Origin of the sequence: Labedella phragmitis (assembly GCF_004078635.1) — a bacterium.
In the GTDB taxonomy this organism is placed as follows: Bacteria; Actinomycetota; Actinomycetes; order Actinomycetales; family Microbacteriaceae; genus Labedella; species Labedella phragmitis.
This window is the reverse complement of sequence record NZ_RZNB01000001.1, coordinates 125,712-149,991: the sequence shown is the minus strand read 5'-3', so window position 1 is coordinate 149,991 and position 24,280 is coordinate 125,712. Positions and strand designations below refer to the sequence as shown.

The following is a 24,280-nucleotide window of genomic DNA, read 5'->3' as shown; positions in this document are numbered from 1 at the left end:
CAGTGCTCCACTCTTCCAGTGCTCATCGTCGAGGTCAAGCGCGGAGGCGATCCCATCCTCCGTCGGGGTGCCGGTGGCGTCGAGGGGGTCGACGCGGCGATACTCTTGGCCATCATGCGCACGATGTCGAGCAGGGCCGCGACGGTCGCGCCCCGGACGGCGAACGTCGGGGCCGTCCTCGACATCGCCTGGTCGGCGGCTGCGTTCACGGCGACCGACGTCATCCAGGCAACCGGACTCGCCCGCTCCACCGCCATCGCGGTGTGCGACGAGCTCATCGAGCTCGGGTGGCTGACGGAGCTCGACGACTCGCGGCAGTCCGGGGCGGAGTACCGGAAGGGCCGGCCTGCGCGGCGCTACGCGCTGCGGGCGGAGGCCGGGCTGCTCGTGGGCGTGGATGCGGGAGCGCACTCCGTGTCGACGGTCGTGACCGACCTGCGCGGGGCCGAAGTGGCGCGCTCGCAGCGGGTCGTGGATCCGGAGGCCGAGGCGGAGGAGCGGATCGCGGCGATCGACGCGGCGATCGATGAGGCGTTGAGGGACGGTGCGACTGTGCCCGTCTCAGATCCAGAGGCCGCCGACATCGAGTCTGTTGACGGAATGGTGGCTGAGCGGACCCGTGTCCTCTGCATCGCAGTTGGCGTGCCGGCCCCCGTCGATGTCAACGGTGCCTCCCCGGATCGCGACGTCTTCTGGCAGCGCATGAACCCGCGTCTCGCCGAGCGGTTGACCGGTCGCGGGTGCCCCGTGCTCGTCGACAACGACGCCAACCTCGCGGCGCTCGCCGAGGGTGCCGTGGGCGCCGGGGTGGGCGCCCACTCCTACATCGCGATCGTCGCGGGCGAGCGACTCGGCGCCGGCTACGTCGTCGACGGCCACCTCGTCCGCGGCCGCGGCCAGGCCGGTGAGCTCCACTTGCTGTCTCTCGTCGACGGCGTCGGCGACCCGCTCGGCGTGGGCGCGCTGCTCCGCGAATGGGGCCGGCAGGCGCGCGAGAGCGGAGCGCTCGCCGCAGACAGTGCGCTCGCCCAGGTCCCCGCGGACGACATCGACGCCCCCACCGTCTTCGATGCGGCGGCCGCCGGCGACCCCGACGCCCTCACGCTCCTGGATCGCATGGCCGACCGCCTCGCCCGCATCGGAGCGATCCTCGGCGGCCTCCTCGACGTGGAGCGCATCGTCTTCGCGGGTGCTCTGGCCCCGTCCATGCCCCCGCTCCTCGACCTCACGACCGCGATGCTCACCACCTACATGAACGCCGACCCACCCGAACTCGTCGCCTCCGCACTCGGCGCCGACATCGTCGCCCAGGGCGCCATCGCCAGCGCGATGGACCACGTCCGCCGCAACGCTTTGGGGATAGACATGGCGCACACTTCTTGACGTGCTCTGCGCCCGTGATACGAAGTGAAGGGCCTCGCGTGCTTGCACTCGGTTAACCGGTACGCATCTCACCTGAAGTGGGGAACGACGAGGTGAACACGTTCGCTCTAACGTTGGTTGTATCTTGTGGCCCGGAGCCTTGTCTTCATTGTGAGGGCCCGGACGATGGCCGGTTCAAAAGAGCCTCAGCAGGCGGGCCATCAGCGAAGCCACCGTGATCCACGGATCGACCTCATTGGAGGATGCTTACAGCCTGCGGCTCGCAACTATGAACGTGGACGACCGCGGAGTAAGGACAATCAGGCCCAACCTTGGCAAATTATTCAATGAATCCATATGCGTTCTCGTTCAAGCCAAGTTATGCGCGGGGCGGCGAAAAGAAACCGATCGATGACCTCGATGGCAAGGGGGCAACGGCCCGGAGTGCTATCGACGGCGCTCTGAAGTCTTTGAAAAGTGCCAGGTTGAAGGTCCATGCAGAGGACGAATCCAGGTCACTACGAGTAACGCAAATAACTGAATATCGTGAATTCACGTTCGTTGAGTTCGAGGTGGGTCGCGCCGGCCTGGTGGGCAACTTGCACCAAAGTACCGGTGGTCGGATTCCTTATGGCGAGGAAGATCACAACGGCACCTTTGTTCGAGCAATCTTCGTCTACCCCAAAGATGCGCACGAGGTCTACTGGCTCAACGAGCGCGCGGGACTCACGTCGGCCTTCTCTTATCTCGAAGAAGTCCTGGTGGCCGCCCTGCGTGCGGCGACGTCTGATGCACGCATCACAGTTTCGCTTGCGCCCGTGGCCGAATGGAGTGCGCTAGAAAGCTGGGCTTCTAAAGTTATGGTCCGCGAGCTCAGGTTCGATGCGCCGCGGCCCGGCGGGTCGACTCAGGCGATGGACGTAAACGGGGTGCACGCAGACGTAAGATTCGTCGTCAAGCCGAGAGGTAGCTTGGCTCTAAGTCGATTGATGGGAAAGAATGGTCCCGACCGTAAGGCCGTGTTCGGGTTCTTGACTGACTTGCCATTGGTCCGAAAAACCTCTACGCCGAACTCTGTTATGCGCGATGGTTGGCGAGCACAGGTTTCATTCCAGACGCCCAATGGGCGTCAACGATCATTTGGTCTCGCCACTGATGACAAGGCGCCGACGCTCGTCTACCCGGTAGGCCCTCAGGGTGCAGGGATCTCTCGAGCCAAGCGGCCGAGCCAGCGAGAGTTCGCAGTTGCCTGTGCAGATTTTCTTTCTGACGTCGAGTCTGCGCTGCCCGGTCTGAAGTCAGTGGCTACGGCCATACTGAGTTCCTTCAAGTGAGGGGCGGAGGCCGACGCGATTGAATGGCGTTTCAGTACTTCAGATTGCGCGAGAACAGTTCTACTCCCTCGCGCCGCCAAGCATTGCGCGGCCGGGGCTTGCCTGGCTTCAGTTGGTATGGCTGGTGCTCTCCGGGCTCGTCGGACTTGCCTTCGGCTTCACCGCTCCAACACGAGACCCGGGCGCTTCAATCTTGGCAGCTAACGCCGTCTTCACTGCCCTTAGCGTGACGATGGCAATGTTCTTCTGGCCACGTGCCATCAATATGAAAGCCGACGCAAGATTCTCGGCCACGGATGAGCGCTGGCATGTCTACCGCCTCACTACTCAGTTGTTCTGGACTGTGCTGGTGGGAATTCTGGCTACAGGATTGGCCGTGATCCAGCTCGTCATACCCGACCGCCTCGCCCTTTGGTTCGGTGTCGTCGAACTGGAACTCACGAGCACTGTCATACAGGCGTTGTCGGTTGGTTTGACCGTCTATCAGGTTCTACTCCTGGCGCAGTCCGTGTTTCGGTTGTATGCCGCGACCTATTGGATGCCGCGAGCTTGATTCAACGTGCTGAGCGTCTCACACGGCGTCGCCTTCGCCCCGTCCCTCAGCTCTCACGCCCACGCGAAGCGCTCCGGGGGCTATCCGCGGCGGGCCTAGTCTGAGAAGCCGAGGGAACGCACGAGCATCACAATCGCATGACCCCAGAAAGAAGCGAATGTCACCGAGTACTAAAGAAGGGCAGCGCGCCGAGCTGCACAAGACGATTTGGCGCATCGCGAACGACCTGCGTGGATCGGTCGACGGATGGGACTTCAAGTCATACGTGCTCGGGATGCTGTTCTACCGCTTCATCTCCGAGAACCTCGCCGCGTACATCAATAGGAGCGAGCGCGAGGCTGGCGAATCCGCGTTCGACTATGCCCGGTTGGACGATTCCGACGCGGAGTTCGGGCGTCAGACGACGGTGGAGGAAAAGGGCTTCTACATCCTTCCGTCCGAGCTGTTCCAGAACGTTCGGCGCCGCGCATCCCAGGACGAAAACCTGAACGAGACGCTCGCTCGGGTGTTCAAGAACGTCGAGGGTTCCGCCGTTGGGACGGACGCGGAAGACGACCTCAAGGGTCTCTTTGACGATCTCGACGTGAACAGCTCAAAGCTCGGCAACACCGTGGCGAAGCGCAACGAAAAGCTTGTAAAGCTGCTCGACGCGATCGGAGACCTGCCGCTCGGCAACTTCGAGGACAACTCGATCGACCTCTTCGGCGACGCCTACGAGTACCTCATGCAGATGTATGCGTCGAGCGCCGGCAAGTCTGGCGGCGAGTACTACACGCCGCAGGAGGTCTCCGAGCTCCTCGCTCGAATCACGGTTGTCGGCAAAACAGAGGTGAACAAGGTCTACGATCCGGCGGTCGGCTCCGGCTCGCTGCTTCTCAAGTTCGCAAAGGTGCTCGGGAAGGAGAACGTCCGGCAAGGGTTCTACGGCCAGGAGATCAACCTGAACACGTACAACCTCGCGCGAATCAACATGTTCCTGCATGACGTGAACTACGAAAAGTTCAACCTCGCGCACGGTGACACCCTCGCGGAGCCTGCTCACTGGGACGACGAGCCCTTCGAGGCGATCGTCTCGAATCCGCCGTACTCGATCAAGTGGGAGGGCGACGCGAATCCGTTTCTCATCAACGATCCGCGCTTCGCTCCCGCCGGCGTGCTCGCACCGAAGTCGAAGGCTGATCTCGCCTTCACAATGCACATTCTGTCGTGGCTGGCGGTTAACGGCACCGCCGCGATTGTCGAGTTCCCAGGCGTGCTCTATCGCGGTGGAGCGGAGCAGAAGATCCGCAAGTACCTCATCGACAACAACTACGTGGATGCGGTCATCCAGCTGCCGCCGGATCTGTTCTTCGGAACGACGATCGCCACCTGCATCATTGTGCTCAAGAAGTCGAAGAACGATAACGCCGTGCTCTTCATTGACGCATCGGCGGAGTTCACCCGCGTCGGGAACAAGAACAAGCTCGTCGACGGAAATCAGAAGCACATCCTCGACACCTTCACTGCGCGCGAGAGCGTCGACCATGTGGCGCGACTGGTGGTGAACGACGACATCGCGGCGAATGACTACAACATCGCGGTGCGGTCCTATGTCGAGCAGGAAGACACGCGCGAGGTCATCGACATCACCGAGCTGAATGCGGAGATCGCGCGAATAGTCGCCCGCCAACAAGAGCTCCGCGCGTCGATCGACGAGATCATCGCGGATCTGGAGAGCGCGAAGTGACTGAATTGCGTGATCTCGTCGCACGTCTATGTCCGAAGGGGGTGCCGCATCTAGCGCTCAAGGAAGTGCTCTCCGACTTCATCGTTCCTATGCGCGACCGCCCGAAAAATTTTTGCGGAGATACACCGTGGTGTCGAATCGAAGACATCACGGGAATGGAGATGAACGGGTCCAAGAGCGGCCTTGCTGTCTCCGAAGACGTCATTCGGGACATGAACCTGAAGGTCATGCCCGCAGGTACTGTCGTGGCTTCTTGTAGCGCTTCGCTCGGAACCTACGCCATAGCGACGCGGCCATTAGTGACGAACCAGACGTTCATAGGCCTCGTGTGCGGGCCGAGGGTGCTGAATCGCTTCTTGCTCCATTTGATGTTCACGAAAACGGACGAGCTTCGAAGCGCTGCGACAACTGGCACCATCGCCTACGTTTCGCGCAAGCGGTTCGAGGAGCTGGTGATCCCTGTGCCCCCTCTCGAGGTTCAGCGAGAGATCGTGCGAGTGCTAGACCGGCTCACCGAGAGGGACGCGAATGTTCGAGCAGAACTTGACGCGGAGTTAGACGCTCGTAGTCGTCAATACGAGTACCACCGGAACTCGCTCCTCTCGTTCACAGCGGACACCAGACGGGAACCGTTGGGTGACCTTGGAACGATTTTCGGCGGGCTTGTTGGCAAGAGTAAAGCTGATTTCTCTCACGGCAATGCGAGGTACGCCTCGTACAAGAATGTCTTTAGCAACATTGCTCTCGACGTCGACGCAATGGATTTTGTGCGGGTCGGCGAGGCGGAAAGGCAACGATTGCTGGCGTATGGGGACGTCCTGTTTACCGGCTCCTCCGAATCGGTCGAGGAGGTTGGAATGACGTCAGTAGTCACGCGAAGGCTCACCGCGCCCTTGTACCTAAACAGTTTCTGTATCGGGTTTCGGCCGTTCGATATCGGCCTACTCAAACCCGAGTTCGCGAAGCATTTGTTCCGTGCGCCCACCATGCGGGCTCAGCTCGTCAAGACTGCGAGCGGGGTCACACGCATCAACGTCTCAAAAAGCCGTTTGTCGAAGGTCCTGGTTCCGCTCCCCCCACCGGACGAGCAGGAGCGTGTCGCGCGAACCCTCGACCAGCTCCATGAGCTAACACGCCACCTCACCGCCAGCCTCAGGGCTGAACACGCCGCCCGCCGCAAGCAGTATGAGTATCACCGCGACAAGCTACTCACGTTCGAACAGGCGCCAGCGTGAGCGATTTGAGTGGGCGGGCATACGACGCCATTGCGGTGTCGAACGAGAGCACCGTCGTCGCAGAGTACGTGCCCAGCGCGAAAGCCGAGACGTCGTATCAGTCCGAGGCGGAGCTCGAACGCGAGCTAATCGGTCTGCTGCAGTCGCAGGCGTACGAGTACCTGCCGATCGCGTCCGAGGCGCAGCTCACGGCTAACCTTCGCGCGAAGCTGGAAACTCTCAACTCGGTGTCCTTCTCCAACACCGAGTGGAGGCAGTTCTTCGCTGAACGAATCGCCGGAGCCAACGAGGGCATCGCCGAGAAGACGGTGCGCATCCAAGATGACCACGTTCAGCTGCTCAAGCGCGACGACGGATCGACCAAGAACATCCTGCTGATCGACAAGCAGAACATCCACAACAACCGCCTCCAGGTCATCAATCAGTACGAGATCGCCGCGGGGGAGGGCGAATCCGCCCGGGCCAATCGGTATGACGTGACCGTGCTCGTCAACGGGCTGCCAATGGTCCACATCGAGCTGAAGCGCCGCGGCGTCGACATCCGCGAGGCGTTTAACCAGATCGACCGCTATCAGCGTGACAGCTTCTGGGCGGGGTCCGGGCTCTTCGAGTACGTGCAGCTCTTCGTCATCTCGAACGGCACGCTGACGAAGTACTACTCGAACACCACGCGCCGTCAGCACCTCAGCGAGACCACCGGTTCAAAGCGGGTGCGTAAAACCTCGAACTCGTTCGAGTTCACGTCGTGGTGGGCGGACGCGCAGAACAAGCCCATCCAGGACCTGCCGGCTTTCGCGAGGACGTTCTTCGCCAAACACGCTCTGCTCAACATCCTCACGAGGTATTGCGTGCTCACCGCCGACCGGATGCTTCTTGTCATGCGGCCGTACCAGATCGTCGCAACCGAGCGGATCCTGCAGCGAATCGATATCTCCACCAACCACAAGCAGCTCGGCAGCCTCGCCGCGGGCGGGTATGTGTGGCACACCACCGGATCGGGCAAGACCCTCACTTCTTTCAAGGCCGCCCAGCTCGCGTCGAAGCTACCAAGCGTCGATAAGGTGCTGTTCGTCGTGGACCGCAAGGACCTCGACTACCAGACCATGCGGGAGTACGACCGCTTCGAGAAGGGCGCCGCCAACTCGAACACCTCCACCGCGGTGCTCAAGAAGCAGCTCGAGGACCCGGCCGCTCGCATCATCATCACGACCATCCAGAAGCTGTCGACATTCATCGCCGCTAACAAGGGGCACGCGATCTATGACGGGCACATCGTGCTCATCTTCGACGAGTGCCACCGGTCGCAATTCGGTGACATGCACACGGCGATCACCAAATCCTTCAAGCGATACAACCTGTTCGGCTTCACCGGCACGCCGATCTTCGCCGCGAACTCCGGAAGCGGAGGCAACCCGCAGCTGAAAACCACCCAGCAGGCCTTCGGGGACAAGCTGCACACGTACACGATCGTCGATGCGATCACCGACAAGAACGTCCTGCCGTTCCGTATCGACTACGTGAACACCGTCAAGGTCGGCAACGTCATCGACAAACAAGTCCCCGCCATCGACACAGAAGCGGCGCTTCTCGCCGACAAGAGAGTCGCCGACGTCGTCGCGTATATCCGCGAGCACTTTGACCAGAAGACGAAGCGCGCCCAGCACTACACGCTCGGCGAGCGACGGGTCCGCGGCTTCAACGCCCTCTTCGCCACCGCGAGCATCAAGGCGGCGCGCGCTTACTACGGCACCTTCCAATCGCAGCAACGGGACTTGCCCTCCGACAAGCAGCTCAAGGTCGGCATTATCTACTCCTATGGCGCCAACGACGCGGTCGAGGACGGCGGGCTCGAGGAAGAGGGCTTCGACGTGGGGGCGCTCCCCATCGACGCGCGCACGTTCCTCGAGGAAGCCATCCAGGAGTACAACGACATGTTCGGCACGTCGTTCGACACCTCCGCTGACCGCTTCCAGAACTACTACAAAGACCTCTCGCTAAGGCTCAAGCAGCGCGAGATCGACCTCGTCATCGTCGTCAACATGTTCCTTACGGGGTTCGATGCCACCACGCTAAACACGATGTTCGTCGATAAGAACCTCCGGGCCCACGGCCTCATCCAGGCGTACTCGCGTACGAACCGCATCCTCAACTCCGTGAAGACGTACGGCAACATCGTCAGCTTCCGCGACCTCGAAGACGAGACGAACGACGCACTCGCGCTCTTTGGCAATAAGGACGCGAGGGGGGTCGTGCTGCTGAAGCCGTACGTGGAGTACTACGGCGACTATGCCGAGAAGGTCACCGAGCTGCTCACCCTCTTCCCGCTCGGAGCGCCGATCACGGGAGAGTCGGCGCAGAAGCAATTCATCGCACTGTTCGGCGCCATTCTCCGGCTGCAGAACATCCTCACGTCCTTTGACGAATTTACTGGCCACGAGATCCTCAGCGCCCGACAGAGCCAGGACTATCGCAGCGTCTACCTTGACCTCTACGCCGACTTCCGGAAGGACAAGGACGCGGATAGGGAGACCATCAACGACGACGTCGTCTTCGAGATCGAGCTCATCAAACAGGTCGAGATCAACGTCGATTACATCTTGATGCTCGTGCAGAGGTATCGCGCCGAGCGTGGCGACGGCGACGACAAAGAAATCCGCGCCGAAATCACCCGCGCGGTTGACGCCAGCCCGAGCCTGCGAAACAAGAAAGACCTCATCGAGGACTTCGTCGACTCACTGTCTGTCGATGGCGAGATCGACCGGGAGTGGCAGGCGTTCATCGCGGCGAAACGCGAGGCGGAACTCGATGCCATCATCGATGACGAGAGCCTCCGCCCGGAGGAGACCCGTGACTTCGTCCGGACCGCGTTCCGCGACGGTCAGCTCCGTGCCGGCGGAACGGCCATCACAAAGGTGCTGCCGCCGGTGTCACGCTTCTCCGCCGAGGGTGGTCACGGCGAAAAGAAGCAGCGCGTACTCACCCGGTTAGGGGCGTTCTTCGAGCGCTTCTTCGAGCTCGGTGCTGGCGAGCGGATGGTCTGAGGTTCCGGCTCCGTGGGGCTGTCCGCACGGTTCGCTGGCTCCAACGGGGGAAGGTAACGGTCCAGCGAATGGCGCTCGGATCTTCACCGAACTCGTGCGCTCCGAAGTTACACCGGATTGCGCGGCCCGAAGACGTAGGAGTCAAACCCCGCTCCATCCATTCCTCGCGTGGGACGAGTTCATGTACGCGCTCATCTTCACCTCGACCGACGCCGCGAAGACCCTGCCCGTCGCGATCGCCGAGTTCGCCGGTCGATACACGACGGACTTCGGTCTCGTCGCGGCGGGCGGCCTCATCGCGTCGATCCCGCCCGTGGTGATCGTTTTGATCTTCCAGCGCCAGGTGGTCAGCGGCCTCGCCGCCGGCGCCGTCAAGGGCTGACCCTCTCCACCCCCACGAAAGGAAACACATGCAGAACCGAGAGACGTTCTCCACGACCGTCTGGAAGCAGTCGGAGCTCCTCCGCGCGGCCGTCGAGAGCATCCGCGAGTCCGTCGCCGGCGCGTCGATCGGGCCGTGGAAGCCGGGCGAGACGGTCGCCCTCGTCTCGATGGGGGCGTAGAGCCACTCGGCCAACGCGCTCGTGTGGGCGCTCACCGCTCAGGCGGTGCGCGGCGTCAACGTGACCGCGTCCGACCTCTTCGACGCGCCGGAGGGCTTCGCGCCGGGCGACCACATCGTCATCGTCACCGAGTCCGGTCGGAGCCCGGAACCGATCGAGGTGGCGCGCCGGTTCCCCCGGGGCCGCCGCATCGCGATCACGCACTACCCCGAGGCGGAGGTGGGCGAGGTCGCCGACACGATCGTCTCCCTTGGCGGCATCACGGATTCGCCCGTCTACACGGCAGGCCACATCGGCACGCTCGCCGCCTACTCGGCTCTCCTGCGCGCCGCGGGTCTCCCCGCCGTCTCGATCGACGAGTCGACGGTGGCGGACCTCGTCGCCGACATGCTCGAGCGGTTCCGCCCGGAGGCCGAGGCGCTCGCCGAGTTCTTCGACGGCGTGCAGAGCGTCGACTTCGCGGGTCTCGGCGTCTCGTTCACGTCGGCGGCGCAGGGCGCGCTCGTGTTCCGTGAGGCGCTGCGGCTTCCGACCGCGGGCTGCGAGACCTTCCAGTACCTGCACGGTCCCATGGAGCCGGGCCGCGCGGGAACGGGTCTCGTGCTCTTCGACGACGGGCGCGGCCTCGGCGTCGTGCCGTCGCAAGCGGAGGCGGGCGTGAAGGTGCTCGTCGTGTCCGCGGGCTCCGATGACGATGTGCGGGAACTCGACCATGAGAACGCACGTGCTGCGTGTGCCCGAGGGCAGCACCGGCTTCGAGCGTGTCATCGCCGAGGCGATCGCGACCCACGTCGTGACGGAGGCGATCGCGAAGCGCCGCGGCATCACGATCGAGGAGTTCCTCTACGACCAGCCCGACACGAAGTTCGGCAAGGGCGACTAATACGGTCGCTGAGCCCGTCGAAGTGCGCTCCCTCAGTCTGCAGAAACACGGTCGCTGGGCTTGTCGAAGCGCGGTGCCCCTTCGAGGTGAGACGCTTCGACAAGCCCAGCGACCGGTGGTGGCCTCGGCGACCGGAATCGGGCTCGGGGGCCGGTGGTGGGCTCAGTGCTCGGTGGTGGGCTCGGCGACCGGTGGTTGCTGGCGACCGTGTTCGGCTATCGCCGCCCGAGCCGCACCAACAACCACACCATCGCAATCACGTTGAGCAGCAACGCCCCGATCACACTCGACACCGCGATGTCCCCGATGACCGGCACGAGCGGATTCTCCGTCCCCGATACGGCGGCCCAGCCGTTGATGGAGCGGCTGACCACCGCCGCGAGGATGAGGACGACGAACGGGCCGACGATCGCGATCACCTTCTCGCGGGTGCGCCACAGCGACGACATCCACACGAGCACGACCCCGACGACCCAGCCGACGAAGGGGACGACGAAGCCGCCGACCCCGAGCGCGATCGCGCCCAGCACTGCGAGGCCGCGTGACTCGGAGAGCGGCGGGCGCTGCGCGACCACGGTCGTGTAACCGGTCGACGTGGTGTCGCCGATCGTGCCGACGTCGACGGCGTTGCGTGCCTCGCGAGCGATGAATGACGGGTCGCCGAGCTCCGCGATCCGGCTACGCGCGTCAGTCTCGGCGAGGCCGTCGAGTTCCTCGGCGATGCCGGACCAGATGTCGCCGCGGAGCGGTTCGCGCACGGCGCGGAGCTCGTTCGCGAGTCGGTCGAGGTAGGTGTCGGCTGCGGGGGAGAAGTCAGGCATCGGGGGTCGTCCCTTCGAGCGGTGGGTCGGTCGTGAAGTCGTCGGGCGCTTCGCCGCGGATGAGGGCGCCGACCGTGAGGGAGAACGCCGGCCACTGGTCGCGGAAGTCGGCGAGCAGCTCCTCGCCGGCGGTGGTCAGTCGGTAGTACTTGCGGACGGGGCCGGCGCCCGTCGCCTCCTCGAACGAGGTGACGAGCCCCCGTTCACGCAGCCGCGACAGCACCGGGTAGAGGGTGCCGATGCTCGCGATGAGCCCCGAGTGCACGAGCGTCTCCGAGAGCTGCCAGCCGTACATCGGCTCCCGCGACAGGAGTCCGAGGATGCAGTACTCCGCGACGCCCTTGCGCAGTTGCGCGGAGACGTCGGACGGAGGTGTCATGCAATGCAATATAGCAGCGGGTCTTCGTTGAGTCACTGCCGACGAGGCGACGTCGACGGCGGGGCCTTCAGGTGCCGGGTTGATCGCCCGCGGATGCGTTGTTGACGCTTTCATCAAAGTACCTATACGGTGACTTAATGAATCATTCCGATGCCGGGAAGCAGCGCCCGTCCAGCCTTCAACTAGTTGCGGCGGTACTGCTCTTCAGCCTGGGTGTGGCCATCACCTGCGTGAGATTCCCCCCGGCAGACGCAGCGGGATGGATCGCCCGGAGCCTCAACGCTCCGCTCGGCGTTCCGTTCCTCATTGCGGCGCTGCTCTTCGGCAGCGTCGTGTGGATCCTGAAGGTGCACGGCACCCGGTTTCGACTCTTCCGGCGAATCTCGCTGATTGCGGCAGTCGTATCGGTGGTGATCGGCATCTTCATGATCTCTTCGTTCAGCTGAGGAGAAGCAATGGAGCGAGTCGACGATGATCAGCGAGTTCGTATCGTCGCCCGTCGGCGCGTATGTGCTGTCTTTCGTGCTCGCCGTGGCGATGGGTCTCGTTGCTGCGGAGCGAGGGATCCGGGCCTGGCTGACGACCGTGCTCGTCACGATCGTGTTCATCGCGGTCGCATCGACGCGCATGACGGACGCCGTGTTCGCGGCGCCCCTCTACGTCACGACGATCGGTGTCACGGCGATCCTGGTGACGATGGTCGAACTCAGAGCCAGTCCCCTCCTCGTGAGCGAGCCGTTGTGGCGGAAGGTTTTGCTCGTCGCCGTTCGCGAAGGCGCAGTGCGTGCGGCGGCAGAGTTGGACGAGCGGGATCGGGCGACTGACTCGGCCCGAGATGCTCAGCCCGAGGCCGCTCGGAGGCGCGCATGACGGATTCCCTCCGCCGCGGCAATCTCGCCGTGGCGATCGTGACAGCCGTCGCCCTCGTCTTGACCGGAATCTTCGTGACCCACTGAGGCGTGATCGCATCGTTGGTTGGGGCGCTCTGCCTTTTTCGTCGTCGTGTTCGGTGTCGGCGAGAGCTTAACTCGGCGGCGACGACGCGACTTCTTCGAGCCGTTGAGGACTTCCGGAGGTCAGGCAGGGTCGACTCGTCCGCGTCGGAATACTCCCTTGAGCGGGGAGGAAGGAGTCGGCCATTGACGAGCACCGAGGGGGGACCAAAGAGGTATTGGATCGTCGCGTGGTGTCGGCGCTCCTCGCTAGCCTGGCGGTCCCGACCACGGACGTGAAGGAGCATCGCGGTGGACTTCTGGCTTGAGATTCTCGCTGCCACAATCGCCGGACTGATCGTCCTCGGCGTTCAACTCGCCGTGAGCGGGGCCGGGTCGGCAGCCCGTCACTCGGCGAGCCCCGGCACGAGTATCACCGTCGTGCAGATCGAGCATCACATCGTCGAGCAGCGCACCGAGGTGCAGCAGACCAAGCAGTCGACGAATGACGACAACTCGGACGTGGCCCTCTGGATCGTCGGCGTGCTTGTCGGCTCGGTGGTTGTCGGGATCGCTTTCGCGATGTACTACGAGTGGATCCGCGCCATCTCCGTCGGTGCTCTGCTCGGGCTGCTCGCGGGCCTCGTCTTGGCGACCGTGTGGACTCGTCGACTCGTCGGCTGGCCGCGCGGGGCGACCTGGACGCTGCTGTCAGCTCTGCTGGCCGGCATCGCGACCTGGATGACGTGGGAAGGCATCCTCAACGCTCGTCTGGGGAGCTTCACGCTCCGCGAAGCGCACGAGCGACTCGAGGTGATCGACTCCTCTCGTGGCTTGGGAACGTGGTTCGCCGACGCCATGGACACGCTGACGGCGAGCTCGGACCGTCCCGGTCCCGAGATGTTCCTGTACCTCGCGGCCCTGGCCGGCGGCGCACTCCTCCTCCTGTCGCTGATACTGCTCCTGTGGGTGAGCCTCCTCGACTGGTTCGCGTTCCTCGCCTGCAGCGACGGACGACCACGCAGACCCTTCGTTCTGAACCGTGCCGCGGCGTTCAGTCGCTCCGGTGGAGTGCGCTTCTTCGTGGTGGTCGTCGTCAGCGCGATCTCGGTCCTCTACGGATCCGGAGCGATCCTCGACCTGACGAACTCAGTACCGCTGCCCGCCACACCGCCCACCAGCCCGACGCCGACTCAGTGACGGCCGAGGGCGCAAACGACGGCGATGAGCGGACGCCAGCGAGACGTCCTTCTCGACCTGCCTCAGCTTCCCGCCCGCTTCCGCCGCGCTCGCGCCCCGAAGGCATCGAGCGCAGCGAGCACCTCATCGGCCTGCCAGTGCCGGTTGCGCCGGCCCGCTGTCGCCTGGGTCAGCACACCGGCGTCCACGAGCTTCTGCACGGAATCGTCCGCCGCCGGATTACTGACGCCGAGCTCCGATTCGACGAGCTTGATGGTCACGACAGGCTGGCGCAGTAGCAGGTTCTTGAGGCGGTGCACCGAGGAGTGGCTGCGCGCCCGAACGTTCGAGTCCCAGCGCGCCGCGATCTCGGTGATGTCCTTCTCGAGGATCCGGCCGTTACGGATGGCGTCAAAGGACGCTTCGGACATCGCCTCGACGATCGGGCGGACGTCGCCGTCGCGGTAGGCGGTCAGCGCGCGGAAGTAGCCCTCGGTGTCGCCGAGCAGCCCGGCCGACACGGGGACGGTCACGTTCTTCGTCACCCCTCCGGCACGCAGCATCGCCTGCACGAGCGCTCGCCCGGTTCGGCCGTTGCCGTCGGGAAACGGGTGGATCGTCTCGAACTGGGCATGCGCGATGGCGAGTTGGGCCATCGCTGGAAGGTCGGTGCGACGCGCAAACGCCATGACGTCGTCCATCAGGGCAGGGACGCGATCCTGGTGTGGCGGGACGAACGTCGCGTTGTGCGGTGACACGGAGCCACCGCCGACCCACACCTGCTCCTCGCGCCAGTGACCGACGATGTCAGGTGCCGACTTCTCGAGCAGCGCGCGGTGCATCGCGAGGACGGCGTCCGTATCAAGGTCGTCCGCTAGGGCGATCGCCGCCTCCATCGCGGCCACGTTGCCGACAACCAACCGCGCGTTCTGTGAGGTCGAGTCGCCGATCTGGGCGAGCGCGACCTGCTTCGCGCTCGATGTCAGGTTCTCCACCTCCGAACTCGATGCGCTCTCCGTGCGAAGCAGGATCGACGCGAACGGAGCCGCGAGGGTGCCCGCTTCCGTGTCGAAGCGCGTCAGCTCCCGGCTGGCGTCCTCCGATGCGGCGACCAGCTCGGCCGGAAGTTTCACGTCGAGATCGCGAATGAAGGGAGGTACCGCCGCCTGGTAGGAGCCCGCTGCCGCCCTCAAGCGACGGCGCGAGCCGACCTCATCGCCGGAACGAGTCCAGGGGAGTGGCTCATGCCGAGTGACGGGCCAACTATCGCCGCTGCCTGGGGCATCGGTTTCCTTGTTCACGTCAACACCTTATCCAAGCTTTCTCGAGAAAGCTTGGATAAGGACATTCGGTAAGCAGGCTTACGACCCTCGCAGGATCGACGTCATCTTCTTCCCTCGCGCGACCTCGTCGACGAGGAGGTCCATGTAACGGATCTTCTGCATGAGGGGGTCCTCGATCTCCTGCACGCGCACGCCGCAGATCGTTCCCGTGATGAGGCTCGCGTTGGGGTTCGGCTCGGGGGCCTGCGCGAAGAAGTCCTCGAGCGAGGTCTCGTCGGCGAGGGTCCGCTTGAGGCCCGTCTCGTCGTAGCCGGTGAGCCACGAGATGACGCGGTCGATCTCCTCCGCCGTGTGGCCCTTGCGCTCCGCCTTCGCGATGTAGTGCGGGTAGATGGCGGCGAAGGGGGTGCCGAAGATGCGGTGTCGTGCCATGGCTGATCCCTTCCGTGGCTGGGGGTTTGGGTGGGTCAACGGTAGCGCGTGAGGGGTGGAGCGAGAGTTCAGTGAGACAGGTGGGGCGCGTCGATCGTCGCCCGTCTCGGGCCGTCGGAGATCATTCATGACCTCATCCTGCAACCTGGAGCGCGCTCCAGGGTCAAGCGATTCGCGGAACCCGTCTCACGCCGTCGGGAAGCGCGGCACCCAGCACGCCACGCGGTCCCGGTACGCCTCGTACTCTTCGCCGAAGCGCTCCTTCAGGTCCGCCTCCTCGATGGGGCACGAGCTCGTTCCAAACGAACGACCCCGCGACCGCGTAGACGACCACGAGCCAGGAACCGAGGATCAGGCCGACGGCCGCGCCCTGGGCGATGCCCGCTACCGCCATCGGATTGCGGACGAAGCGATACGGTCCCGCGATGACGAGCTCGCGAACGAGCGGCACGGTGAAGACGCCGATCCACCACACGAGCCCCATCACGGCCTGCGCGGCGAAGTAGAGGCGACCGTGCCGGGCACCGAGCCGGTCGGTTACGCGGCACTGCTCGTCGATCCGCGCGCGATCGATGGCGCGGCCGAGAGCGGACGGGGTCATGAGGCGAGTCTAGGAGCGTCCCGACCGCGCCGACCTCTTGTGGAGAGGAGCGGCGTCGCGCATCATTCGGACATGGGATCGCGTGAGTGGAAGCCGGTGGTGTGGCGGGTGCTGCGCCTCACCGCTCGTGCTGTCGGCCGCAGCATCACGGTGGTGCTCGCCGTCCTCGCGGCGCTGGGCGGCAAGAGCGTTGGGCCGATGATCTCGTCGCACGAGCGGCCGCCCGTTCCGCGGGAGGAATGCCGGCCGTAATCGGATTCGTCACCGTCCCGAGTGATCCCCTTCGACAGGCTCAGGCCCGCACGCCGGTCTCCGCCCGCGGTGCCACTGTCGGCAGGCCCGCCGAGGCGAGGAGCGCGAGCTTCTCCGCATCCGCCGACCCGCGTTCCGCGTGGAACACGACGAGCGTCATCCCTTCGACGCCGAGGGACGGAGCGACGCGAGGGGCCCGGGCCGGAACCGGGGCCCCTCGGGCACCGCCGACGTCTGCCAGGTCGGATCGGGCGATACGGGAATTGTCGTCGAGGACGGGGTTCCTCGTAGGCTGAATCGAATGAAGCGGAAACGTCGCCCCATCGCGGCTGCCTCGGCGGCCGTGGTTCTCGCCTCCCTCGGCCTCGCTGGATGTTCGCTCGACGGCGCCACCGAGCCGACCGCGATCGAGAAGATCAGCACCCGTCTCCATGCGTTCGAGGCCCGTCTCGAACGGATCATGTGGAGCCGCCCGAGCCCCGACTCCCTCTGGTACCAGCTCGATCCGGCGACGGGCATCGGAAATCCGGTGCTCGCGGCCGACTTCGCCGCCGCGACCACAGCTCCGCACCCGTTCGCGCACGACGTGGGGGACGACGTCCTCACCGTCGACGTCTTCGTGTCTGCGTTGACGCGTCCGGGTGGGAACCTCTTCCCGGACGCGTCTCACGCCTATGTGTGTGCCTCGTATGTGATCGACCCCTACCGGCAGTCGTTCTCCCGGGAGCCGGTCGAGTGTCCCGTCGGTCCCACGGACCTCGGTGACGGCCGGGGCGAGGTCGTGGCGCTCGACGACCTGGCGCTGGACCCCGTCTGACCGCTCCGTGTTCTGACGGCGCCCTTCGACAGGCTCAGGGAGCGTGAGCCCTCCCGGCCGCTGAGCCCGTCCAAGCGCCTCGCGGACGACTCCGGTCGCGACTAGCGGTCGGCGAAGCCGTCCGTCGCGGTGACGAGGGCGTCGAGGATGCCCGGCTCGTCGAAGGCGTGACCGGCATCCGGAATCATGTGCAGCTCGGCCTCGGGCCACGCGCGGTGCAGGTCCCACGCGGTGAATGCCGGGGTGCAGAGGTCGTAGCGGCCCTGGATGATGACGCCCGGGATGTCGCGGAGCTTCGGCGCATCGCGGATCAGCTGTTCCGGTTCGAACCAGCCCTTGTTCACGAAGTAGTGGTTCTCGATGCGTGCGAACGCGAGCGCGTAGGCGGGCTCGGTGAACGTGTCGATGAGGTCGTCGCGCGGGATGAGCGTGATGGCCGCGGCCTCCCAGCCCGACCAGGCCACGGCGGCCGGCCCGTGGATCGCGGGATCCGGGTGGTTGAGCAGCCGGTGGTAGGCGGAGATGAGGGAGCGTCGCTCGTTCTCCGGGACGGGCGCGAGGAAGCCCTCCCACCGCTCGGGGAGGATCGCTCCCGCACCGCCCTCGTAGAACCAGTCGATCTCACTCTGACGGAGCGTGAAGATGCCGCGCAGGACGATCTCGGTCACGCGCTCGGGGTGCGTCTCGGCGTACGCGAGGGCGAGGGCGCTGCCCCACGACCCGCCGAACACCTGCCACCTGTCGATGCCGCGCGCCTCGCGCAGTCGCTCGATGTCGACGACCGAGTGCCACGTGGTGTTCGCGGAGAGATCGGGGTTCTCGCTCGCGTGCGGCGTGCTGCGGCCGCAGCCGCGCTGGTCGAAGAGCACGATGCGGTACTTCGCGGGGTCGAAGACGCGCCGCTGGTTGGCGTTCGTGCCGCCACCGGGTCCGCCATGGAGGAAGACGACGGGCTTGCCGTCCGGGTTGCCCGACTCCTCCCAGTAGAGCTGTTGGCCGTCGCCGACGTCGAGCATGCCGGAGACGTACGGTTCGATCTCGGGGTAGAAGCCGCGCATGAGATCAGCCTAGGGAGTCGGTGCGCCCACCTCACGCCATCGCCGGATCAGCGGGACCGCTCGTCGAGCCAGATCAGCGGCAACAGCAGGATGAACGCCGCTCCGGCGATGGCGGTGCTCAGATCGCGACTCCCTGCCGCAGCGGCCGCGAAGGATGCGGCGAAAGCCGCGATGAAGACGGCCGCGCTCGCGACGAGCGCCGGAGCCACGCGCCGCCGTCGTGGAAGGCCGGGTGGACGGGTCGCGGTGGGCCGGGTGGACTCGACGAGCGCGAGTGCCAGGCTGGAGAAGCCGATCGCGATGGCGCTGGCGTACGCCTCGGTGAGCCCGGGTGCGCTGACGATCACCGCGGCGAAGAGCGCTCCGAGCGACGCGCGTCCGAGTGGCGACACGTCGCCTCGCGCGACAGCGGGACGCGCGTCATGCGGTGGGGGCTCGAGGGTGCCGGAGCCCGAATCGCGGGATGCGGACGAGTATCTATTCATGCACGCCAGTATCGCTCGCCCGGAAGAACCTGTCCACAGAAGACGTATCTATGTGGAAACTCCGAGCGGGTGTGGAGAAGAGCAACTACCGTCGGGTCACGCAGGCGCCGCCCGGTGCCCGCATCCGAACAAGGAGGTACTCACATGTCCATGGTTCTGGAGATGCCCACCACGTATCGAGACGTCCCGAACGACGAACTGGACGGCATCGACGGCGGCATCGGCGCCATCGCGGTCATCGGCATCATCGGCGGCGCTCTCGGAATCGGAGGAAGCCTGTACGCCGGAGGCATGGCCGCCGGCGAGCGCGCCTACCACGCCGGCCTGCGCAACAAGACCTACCAGAAGATCAAGTGGCAGGTCCGCGGGGCGGTCGCCGGCATGTCCCCCGCCGGCAGCCCGTTCATCATGGCCGGGTTCGAGAACAAGTTCTACTCGATGATCTAGCGCCTCCGGGCGGGCGGCGCGCCCGAACGCGTTGCCCGTCCCCCGTTCCCCCTACCGCTGCGACGAGAGGACGAGTGTCGCGGAAGCGACACCGACACGAGATGAGAAGAACGATCGGCACCGAGTACCCGCGCACACTCGTACTCGAGAACGTCGTGCGGCGACGGATACGTGCGCTGGATCCGGGCCATGTCCGCGACACGGCCGTCGCGCTCGTGCGGGATATCCGCGACAGCGGGGGGACGCCGAGAGGTCCCCTCGTCCAGCGACTCACGCCGCGAGCGAACGAGGACCACGTCGTCGCGCACGAGACGGCGCTCATGCGTCAGTCGGCGACGCCTCTGTCCCCCGCGGATCTTCCTCCGGACGTCGAAGTCGAGCCGCGCGTCGAGGTGAGCGATTGCATCCTGGTCCGGTTCCGTGGCGACGTCTCCGACCTCGATGTCGTGTACAGCAAGATCAACGTCTCCGCCTACGAGAACGAGATCGAGCTCGACGGGACGGTCTACCTCGTCTTCGCCGGCGAGGACGGAACGTCCGTCGAGGTCGACGCCTTCGCGCCGGCGGTCTCGCGCGAGCCATGACGCGCATCGTCGACCTCGACAGCCTCACCGACAGTCGGATCCTCTACGAGAAGCGGCCGCCTCTCTTCGGACTCTTCCTCCTCGCACTCACCGCGGGTGCGATCGTCGCCGTGGTCCTCTGGTCGTCGGTGACCATGCGGCCGAGCCTCGTCGAGGGGGTCGGCGTCATCGAAGGAGCCAACCGCACGGTCGTGATGGCGAGCGTCTCGGGTCGCGTCGCCGCGGTCGACGCACCGAACGGTTCGAGGGTCGAGGCGGGAGCGCGCGTCGTCGCGGTCGAGAGCCTCGAACTTCAGGCGGAGAAGGACACCGTCGCGGCCCAGAAGGCCCTCCTCGAGAAGGGGCTGGACCTTCAGTCTCGCTTCTCGCAGGCCGTGCGCGACGGCGAGAACTCCTTCCGGCAGGACGTCGTCGACGAGGCGGCCTTCTACTGGCAGTTCGACTCGCTGCAGAAACAGAAGGACCAGCTGATCGTGAGCCGCGAGAGCCTCGAAGCGCTCGGGTACACACCCGTGGAGATCGACGGCGCCATCGCCGACAACGCGTTGAAGGCGGAGGAACTCGACTCGACGGCCTTGAGCGAGTCGTCGGCGAAGGAGACCCAGATCCGTCAGCAGATTGCGGAGATCGACATTCGTGGCCGCGCGGCGAGCACCGGGGAGAGCGCCTTCCAGATCACCGCGCCCGTCTCCGGAACGGTCCACCTCGACGAGGGCGTGCAGGTGGGCAGCGTCGTCACGGCCGGAGACCGGATCGGCTCCGTGGCGTCGACGGAGGAGGGGCTCGACGTGAGCGTCTACCTGTCCGTGCCGGATCGGCAACACGTCGAGGTGGGGGATCGGGCGACCGTCTCGGTGGAGGGTCTCCCCGCCGTCGAGTACGAGAAGCTCAGTGGCCGCGTCGTCTCCATCGACGCCGACGTGACGGCGATGCCGATCGACGGGACGGAGACGGCCAACTACTTCGTGGTGCACCTGGCGCTCGACGACGACGTCGTCCGCACGCGCGACGGTGCCGAGCACGATCTGATCAACGGGACGGCCATCACCGTCGACGTCGTGCGCGACGAGGTCACCTACCTCGAGTACGCCCAGGAGCTCGCCGGGTTCTCCCCCTGAGGTCGCGCCTGCCCGCCTCCGACATGACGACCATGACGACCACGAGAGAGGGATCCCACCGATGACCCGCCAGCACGTCCGCCAGAACGAGAGCTCCGACTGCGGTGCCGCGTGCCTCGCGGCGGTCAGCGCGGCCCATGGGAAGACCGTGTCGGTCACACAATTGCGGGACGCATTGGGAACGGCGGCTCGGGGCGTGTCGGTCCGCGGACTCGTCGACGGCGCGGTCGAGTTGGGGTTCGAGGCGAAGGTCGTGAGGGTCGGTGAGGACGCCCTCACGACGAGTTACACCCGACCAGCGATCGCCCACGTGACGACGTCAACCGGCGATCCGCACTTCGTCGTCATCCATCTGGCCACGTCCCGGCGCCTCCTCATCGGCGATCCGGCGGAGAAGCGGCGGCGCTGGGTCGCGGTCGACGACTTCCTCGCACGCTTCACCGGAGTACTCGTCCTGCTCGCCCCATCGCGCGCGTTCGATCCGGGCGGATCACAGTCCCGTCCGGTCGGGCGATTCCTCCGCCTCCTCCGCCCGCACCGGGCGCTCTTCCTCTGGGCGATCCTCGGCTCTCTCATCCTCACGATCCTCGGCATCGCCACGTCATTCGCCACGAAGATCATCGTCGACGAGGTCATCCCCTACGACCTCGAGTCGCTCATCGTCCCGCTCGGCGTGCTCTTCGTCGGAATGTACGTCGTGCAGCACGCCGTGCAGTTCGTCCGGCAGTGGATCGTCCTGCACCTGTCGCAACGCATCGATGTCCCGCTGATCCTCGGCTACTTCGCGCACGTCTACCGGATGCCGTTCCGGTTCTTCGACTCCCGCCCCGTGGGAGACATCCTCACCCGCTTCGGCGACGCCATGACAATCAAGAACGTCCTGACCGGCGCCGCCCTGTCGGCGGTGCTCGATGCCGTGATGGCGATCGTCACGGGAGCCGTGCTGTTCTCGCTCGACGCCTCCCTCTTCCTCGTCATCGTCGTCTTCGTGATCGCCTCGGTCGTCCTCGTGGTCGCGTTCCTGCGTCCGTTCCGCGCGGTCAACGGCGAGCAGATGCAGCAGGCTTCCGTCCTCAATTCGCGCATCATCGAGGGCCTCCGCGGTGTGGAGGGCATCAAGCTCGAGGGCTTCGAACCGCGAGAGATGGAGGGCGTCGAGCGCGAATACATCCGCAGCGTCCGCTTCTCCTTCCGGGAAGGGATGCTGGAGAACGGGCAATCGACGTTGATGTCGCTCTTCCAGGCCGCCGCGGGGCTTCTCCTCCTCCTCTTCGGAACGACGCGCATCATCGACGGCGACCTCACACTCGGAACGCTCATGGCCTTCGTGGCACTAAGCGCCTTCTTCATCGATCCCGTCTCCCGACTGATCGGGCTGCAGCTCGAGTGGCAGGAGGCCAGCATGGCGCTCCGGCGCGTCGCCGAGATCCTCGACTACGAGCCCGAGGGAGACGAGGTGTCGGGATCCGATGAGGTCGATGACGTCGGCGGTGAGGTGCGGTTCGACTCGGTCTCGTTCGGCTACCGCGGACGCGCCACCGCGCTGCGCGACATGTCCTTCTCCATCCGGGAGGGCGAGCGTGTCGCCTTCGTCGGTCCGAGCGGCGGGGGGAAATCCACGATCGCGAAGCTGCTCCTCCGGGTGGTCGAACCGGACGAGGGCGGTATCTCGCTGTCCGGGGTGCCGCTCGAACGGATCTCGCCCGCGGTGGTGCGATCCCGCATCGCCTATGTGCCGCAGCAGATCTCGCTGTACTCGCGGTCCGTCGCGGACAACGTCCGACTGTCGTCTCCCGACGCCTCGCCGCACGCGGTCCGACGCGCGCTCCACCGGGCTCACGCCGATGAGTTCGTCGCGGCGCTTCCTCACGGCGCAAGCACCGTGCTGGATGAAGCCGGGGCCGGGCTGTCGGGAGGTGAGCGGCGCCGGCTGGGGCTCGCCCGGGCGCTCCTCAAAGAGTCGCCGCTGTACGTCCTCGACGAGGTGACGAGCGATCTCGATGCATCGACCGAGGCGCACATGATCGAGGACCTCATGGGATCGCTTCCCGGCGCGACCCTCATCATGATCGCGCATCGCCTGGCCAGCGTGATGCGGTGCGACCGCATCTTCGTGGTCGAGGCCGGCCGGATCGTCGAGGAGGGCACGCATTCCGAGCTCGTCGAGCTCGGCGGCGTCTATGCCGAGATGTGGGCGGTGCAGCGCGGCGACAAGCGGCCGGCGCACGATCGGGTGGACGAGGCACGTGCCTCGCGTCGGGCGCGCGGTCGGCAGGAGACCGACGCCATCACGTATCGATGACGAGGCGGCCGAGCTCCTGCATTCCCGTGACGCGGAGGAGGTCGAGTTTCTCCGCCGAGGCGGAGCCCGGGTCGGCCGTGTAGACGACGATGCGCATGTCGGTCGACGGCGCGTTCAGCACGTCGCAATCGAGTTCGAGCGCACCGACCGTCGCCGAGTGCACGGTCTTGCGGCTCGAGGTGTGCGAGGCGACCGTCGCGGTCTCCCACGCGGCCGCGAAGAGCGGGGAGTCGCGGAGGAGAGCGGCGACGAGGCCGGCGATCCGCGCGTCGTCCGGGTAGAGGCCCGCCGCGCGTCGCAGGTCGGCGGAGAGGTCGGACGTGAACTCCTCGCTGTGGCCCTCGGCGAACTCGATGTCGCCGAGACCCCGCATGAAGTAGCGCCACGCGACGTTGCGCTCGTTGCCCGAGAGCGTGGACGGATCGCCGAAGAGCGCCGCCCACAGCGGGTTCCAGTGCACGATGTCCCAGGCCGCCGTCATCACGGCGACGGGACAGTCTCCCATCCGGTCGACGATGCGCAACACTCCGGGCGGGATGTGCTGCGGTGCCACGCGAGACGACGGGATCGGCGCCCCCGCGACGCGGAAGAGATGGTCGCGTTCCTCTCGGTCGAGCCGGAGGGCGCGGGCGAGCGCCGTGAGGGTCTGCGCCGACGGGTTCGTCGCGCGACCCTGCTCGAGCCGCACGATGTAGTCGACGCTCACTCCGGCGAGGGCCGCGAGCTCCTCGCGCCGGAGTCCGCTCGTGCGTCGACCGGCCCCCGCCGGCATGCCCACCTGCTGGGGCGTGACGCGGTCGCGCCAAGCACGCAGGACGGTCGCGAACTCACTCATGGAGCCAGTATGCGCGGTGACCGGCGTCGCCGGGTGGTATCGCCGGTCCCACCGTCGA

General features: G+C 65.7%; 25 protein-coding genes and 1 pseudogene. 18 read left to right on the top strand and 8 right to left on the bottom strand.

Annotation, left to right across the window (positions count from 1 at the left end; genetic code table 11):
• The first annotated feature begins 18 nt into the window (after window positions 1-18).
• The 9 genes from ELQ90_RS00765 (at window position 19) to ELQ90_RS16475 (ending at window position 10,697) form a co-directional block, all read left to right on the top strand.
• Complete coding sequence (locus ELQ90_RS00765; protein ID WP_128493366.1) at window positions 19-1,383, top strand: ROK family protein; 1,365 nt, start codon at window positions 19-21, stop codon at window positions 1,381-1,383.
• Window positions 1,384-1,709: 326 nt separating this feature from the next.
• Window positions 1,710-2,696 (top strand): hypothetical protein, encoded by a 987-nt coding sequence (locus ELQ90_RS00760; RefSeq protein WP_128493365.1) that lies wholly within the window; start codon window positions 1,710-1,712, stop codon window positions 2,694-2,696.
• 19 nt (window positions 2,697-2,715) lie between these two features.
• Complete coding sequence (locus ELQ90_RS00755; RefSeq protein ID WP_128493364.1) at window positions 2,716-3,249, top strand: hypothetical protein; 534 nt, start codon at window positions 2,716-2,718, stop codon at window positions 3,247-3,249.
• Between the two features lie 157 nt (window positions 3,250-3,406).
• On the top strand, window positions 3,407-4,975 hold the full coding sequence (locus ELQ90_RS00750; RefSeq protein WP_128493363.1) for a type I restriction-modification system subunit M: 1,569 nt from the start codon (window positions 3,407-3,409) through the stop codon (window positions 4,973-4,975).
• A 65-nt stretch (window positions 4,976-5,040) separates the two neighbouring features.
• Window positions 5,041-6,210, top strand: a complete 1,170-nt coding sequence (locus tag ELQ90_RS00745) for a restriction endonuclease subunit S (protein WP_128493362.1) — start codon at window positions 5,041-5,043, stop codon at window positions 6,208-6,210.
• Entirely contained in the window at window positions 6,207-9,251 is a 3,045-nt protein-coding gene (locus ELQ90_RS00740) for a type I restriction endonuclease subunit R (RefSeq protein ID WP_128493361.1), read from the top strand. The genes ELQ90_RS00745 and ELQ90_RS00740 overlap by 4 nt, the downstream gene beginning before the upstream one ends.
• A 181-nt stretch (window positions 9,252-9,432) precedes the next feature.
• A complete protein-coding gene (locus tag ELQ90_RS00735) occupies window positions 9,433-9,633 on the top strand; it encodes an ABC transporter permease family protein (RefSeq protein WP_243695944.1) in 201 nt (66 codons plus the stop codon).
• Between the two features lie 28 nt (window positions 9,634-9,661).
• A complete protein-coding gene (locus ELQ90_RS16480; protein ID WP_166408744.1) occupies window positions 9,662-9,814 on the top strand; it encodes a hypothetical protein in 153 nt (50 codons plus the stop codon).
• Window positions 9,815-10,526: 712 nt separating this feature from the next.
• Entirely contained in the window at window positions 10,527-10,697 is a 171-nt protein-coding gene (locus ELQ90_RS16475) for a hypothetical protein (protein ID WP_166408742.1), read from the top strand.
• Between the two features lie 215 nt (window positions 10,698-10,912).
• On the opposite strand, the gene ELQ90_RS00730 is transcribed toward ELQ90_RS16475, so the two are convergent.
• Entirely contained in the window at window positions 10,913-11,518 is a 606-nt protein-coding gene (locus ELQ90_RS00730; protein ID WP_128493360.1) for an HAAS signaling domain-containing protein, read from the bottom strand.
• On the bottom strand, window positions 11,511-11,897 hold the full coding sequence (locus ELQ90_RS00725; protein WP_128493359.1) for a PadR family transcriptional regulator: 387 nt from the start codon (window positions 11,895-11,897) through the stop codon (window positions 11,511-11,513). The genes ELQ90_RS00730 and ELQ90_RS00725 overlap by 8 nt, the downstream gene beginning before the upstream one ends.
• A gap of 137 nt (window positions 11,898-12,034) precedes the next feature.
• On the opposite strand from ELQ90_RS00725, the gene ELQ90_RS00720 reads away from it, so the two are divergent.
• The 3 genes from ELQ90_RS00720 to ELQ90_RS00710 all read left to right on the top strand — a co-directional run bounded on the left by ELQ90_RS00720 (window position 12,035) and on the right by ELQ90_RS00710 (window position 14,029).
• Window positions 12,035-12,343: a hypothetical protein gene (locus ELQ90_RS00720; RefSeq protein ID WP_128493358.1), complete on the top strand. Its 309-nt coding sequence runs from the start codon at window positions 12,035-12,037 to the stop codon at window positions 12,341-12,343.
• Window positions 12,344-12,368: 25 nt separating this feature from the next.
• Window positions 12,369-12,767 carry a hypothetical protein gene (locus ELQ90_RS00715; protein ID WP_128493357.1) on the top strand — a complete coding sequence of 133 codons (399 nt, stop codon included), beginning with the start codon at window positions 12,369-12,371 and terminating at the stop codon, window positions 12,765-12,767.
• A gap of 374 nt (window positions 12,768-13,141) precedes the next feature.
• Window positions 13,142-14,029, top strand: coding sequence for a hypothetical protein (locus ELQ90_RS00710; RefSeq protein ID WP_128493356.1), 888 nt, complete (start codon window positions 13,142-13,144; stop codon window positions 14,027-14,029).
• Between the two features lie 62 nt (window positions 14,030-14,091).
• Here the strand turns inward: ELQ90_RS00710 and ELQ90_RS00705 are convergent, their stop codons facing one another.
• The 3 genes and pseudogenes from ELQ90_RS00705 to ELQ90_RS16855 all read right to left on the bottom strand — a co-directional run.
• Window positions 14,092-15,141 carry a Fic family protein gene (locus ELQ90_RS00705; RefSeq protein ID WP_243695943.1) on the bottom strand — a complete coding sequence of 350 codons (1,050 nt, stop codon included), beginning with the start codon at window positions 15,139-15,141 and terminating at the stop codon, window positions 14,092-14,094.
• Window positions 15,142-15,369: 228 nt separating this feature from the next.
• Entirely contained in the window at window positions 15,370-15,723 is a 354-nt protein-coding gene (locus ELQ90_RS00700) for a DUF2200 domain-containing protein (protein ID WP_128493354.1), read from the bottom strand.
• Between the two features lie 186 nt (window positions 15,724-15,909).
• Window positions 15,910-16,156 (bottom strand): annotated as a pseudogene (locus ELQ90_RS16855) (methyltransferase family protein); the annotation flags it as partial.
• 240 nt (window positions 16,157-16,396) lie between these two features.
• On the opposite strand from ELQ90_RS16855, the gene ELQ90_RS00690 reads away from it, so the two are divergent.
• Both ELQ90_RS00690 and ELQ90_RS00680 read left to right on the top strand, forming a co-directional pair.
• Complete coding sequence (locus ELQ90_RS00690) at window positions 16,397-16,576, top strand: hypothetical protein (RefSeq protein ID WP_128493353.1); 180 nt, start codon at window positions 16,397-16,399, stop codon at window positions 16,574-16,576.
• A 301-nt stretch (window positions 16,577-16,877) separates the two neighbouring features.
• Window positions 16,878-17,393, top strand: coding sequence for a hypothetical protein (locus ELQ90_RS00680; protein ID WP_166408728.1), 516 nt, complete (start codon window positions 16,878-16,880; stop codon window positions 17,391-17,393).
• Window positions 17,394-17,494: 101 nt separating this feature from the next.
• On the opposite strand, the gene pip is transcribed toward ELQ90_RS00680, so the two are convergent.
• On the bottom strand, window positions 17,495-18,451 hold the full coding sequence (pip, locus tag ELQ90_RS00675; RefSeq protein WP_128493351.1) for a prolyl aminopeptidase: 957 nt from the start codon (window positions 18,449-18,451) through the stop codon (window positions 17,495-17,497).
• Window positions 18,452-18,498: 47 nt separating this feature from the next.
• Window positions 18,499-18,936, bottom strand: a complete 438-nt coding sequence (locus tag ELQ90_RS00670) for a hypothetical protein (protein WP_208020533.1) — start codon at window positions 18,934-18,936, stop codon at window positions 18,499-18,501.
• Window positions 18,937-19,080: 144 nt separating this feature from the next.
• On the opposite strand from ELQ90_RS00670, the gene ELQ90_RS00665 reads away from it, so the two are divergent.
• The 4 genes from ELQ90_RS00665 to ELQ90_RS00650 all read left to right on the top strand — a co-directional run bounded on the left by ELQ90_RS00665 (window position 19,081) and on the right by ELQ90_RS00650 (window position 23,387).
• Window positions 19,081-19,383, top strand: coding sequence for a hypothetical protein (locus ELQ90_RS00665; protein WP_128493349.1), 303 nt, complete (start codon window positions 19,081-19,083; stop codon window positions 19,381-19,383).
• A gap of 101 nt (window positions 19,384-19,484) precedes the next feature.
• Complete coding sequence (locus ELQ90_RS00660) at window positions 19,485-19,967, top strand: hypothetical protein (RefSeq protein WP_128493348.1); 483 nt, start codon at window positions 19,485-19,487, stop codon at window positions 19,965-19,967.
• The gene (locus ELQ90_RS00655; RefSeq protein ID WP_128493347.1) at window positions 19,964-21,085 is read left to right on the top strand and encodes an HlyD family secretion protein; all 1,122 of its coding nucleotides are present in this window, start codon (window positions 19,964-19,966) and stop codon (window positions 21,083-21,085) included. Before ELQ90_RS00660 ends, ELQ90_RS00655 begins: the two co-directional genes overlap by 4 nt.
• Before the next feature lie 61 nt (window positions 21,086-21,146).
• Window positions 21,147-23,387: a peptidase domain-containing ABC transporter gene (locus ELQ90_RS00650; protein ID WP_128493346.1), complete on the top strand. Its 2,241-nt coding sequence runs from the start codon at window positions 21,147-21,149 to the stop codon at window positions 23,385-23,387.
• Here the strand turns inward: ELQ90_RS00650 and ELQ90_RS00645 are convergent.
• Window positions 23,374-24,222, bottom strand: coding sequence for a helix-turn-helix transcriptional regulator (locus tag ELQ90_RS00645; RefSeq protein WP_128493345.1), 849 nt, complete (start codon window positions 24,220-24,222; stop codon window positions 23,374-23,376). The genes ELQ90_RS00650 and ELQ90_RS00645 overlap by 14 nt on opposite strands.
• Between the last annotated feature and the right edge of the window lie 58 nt (window positions 24,223-24,280).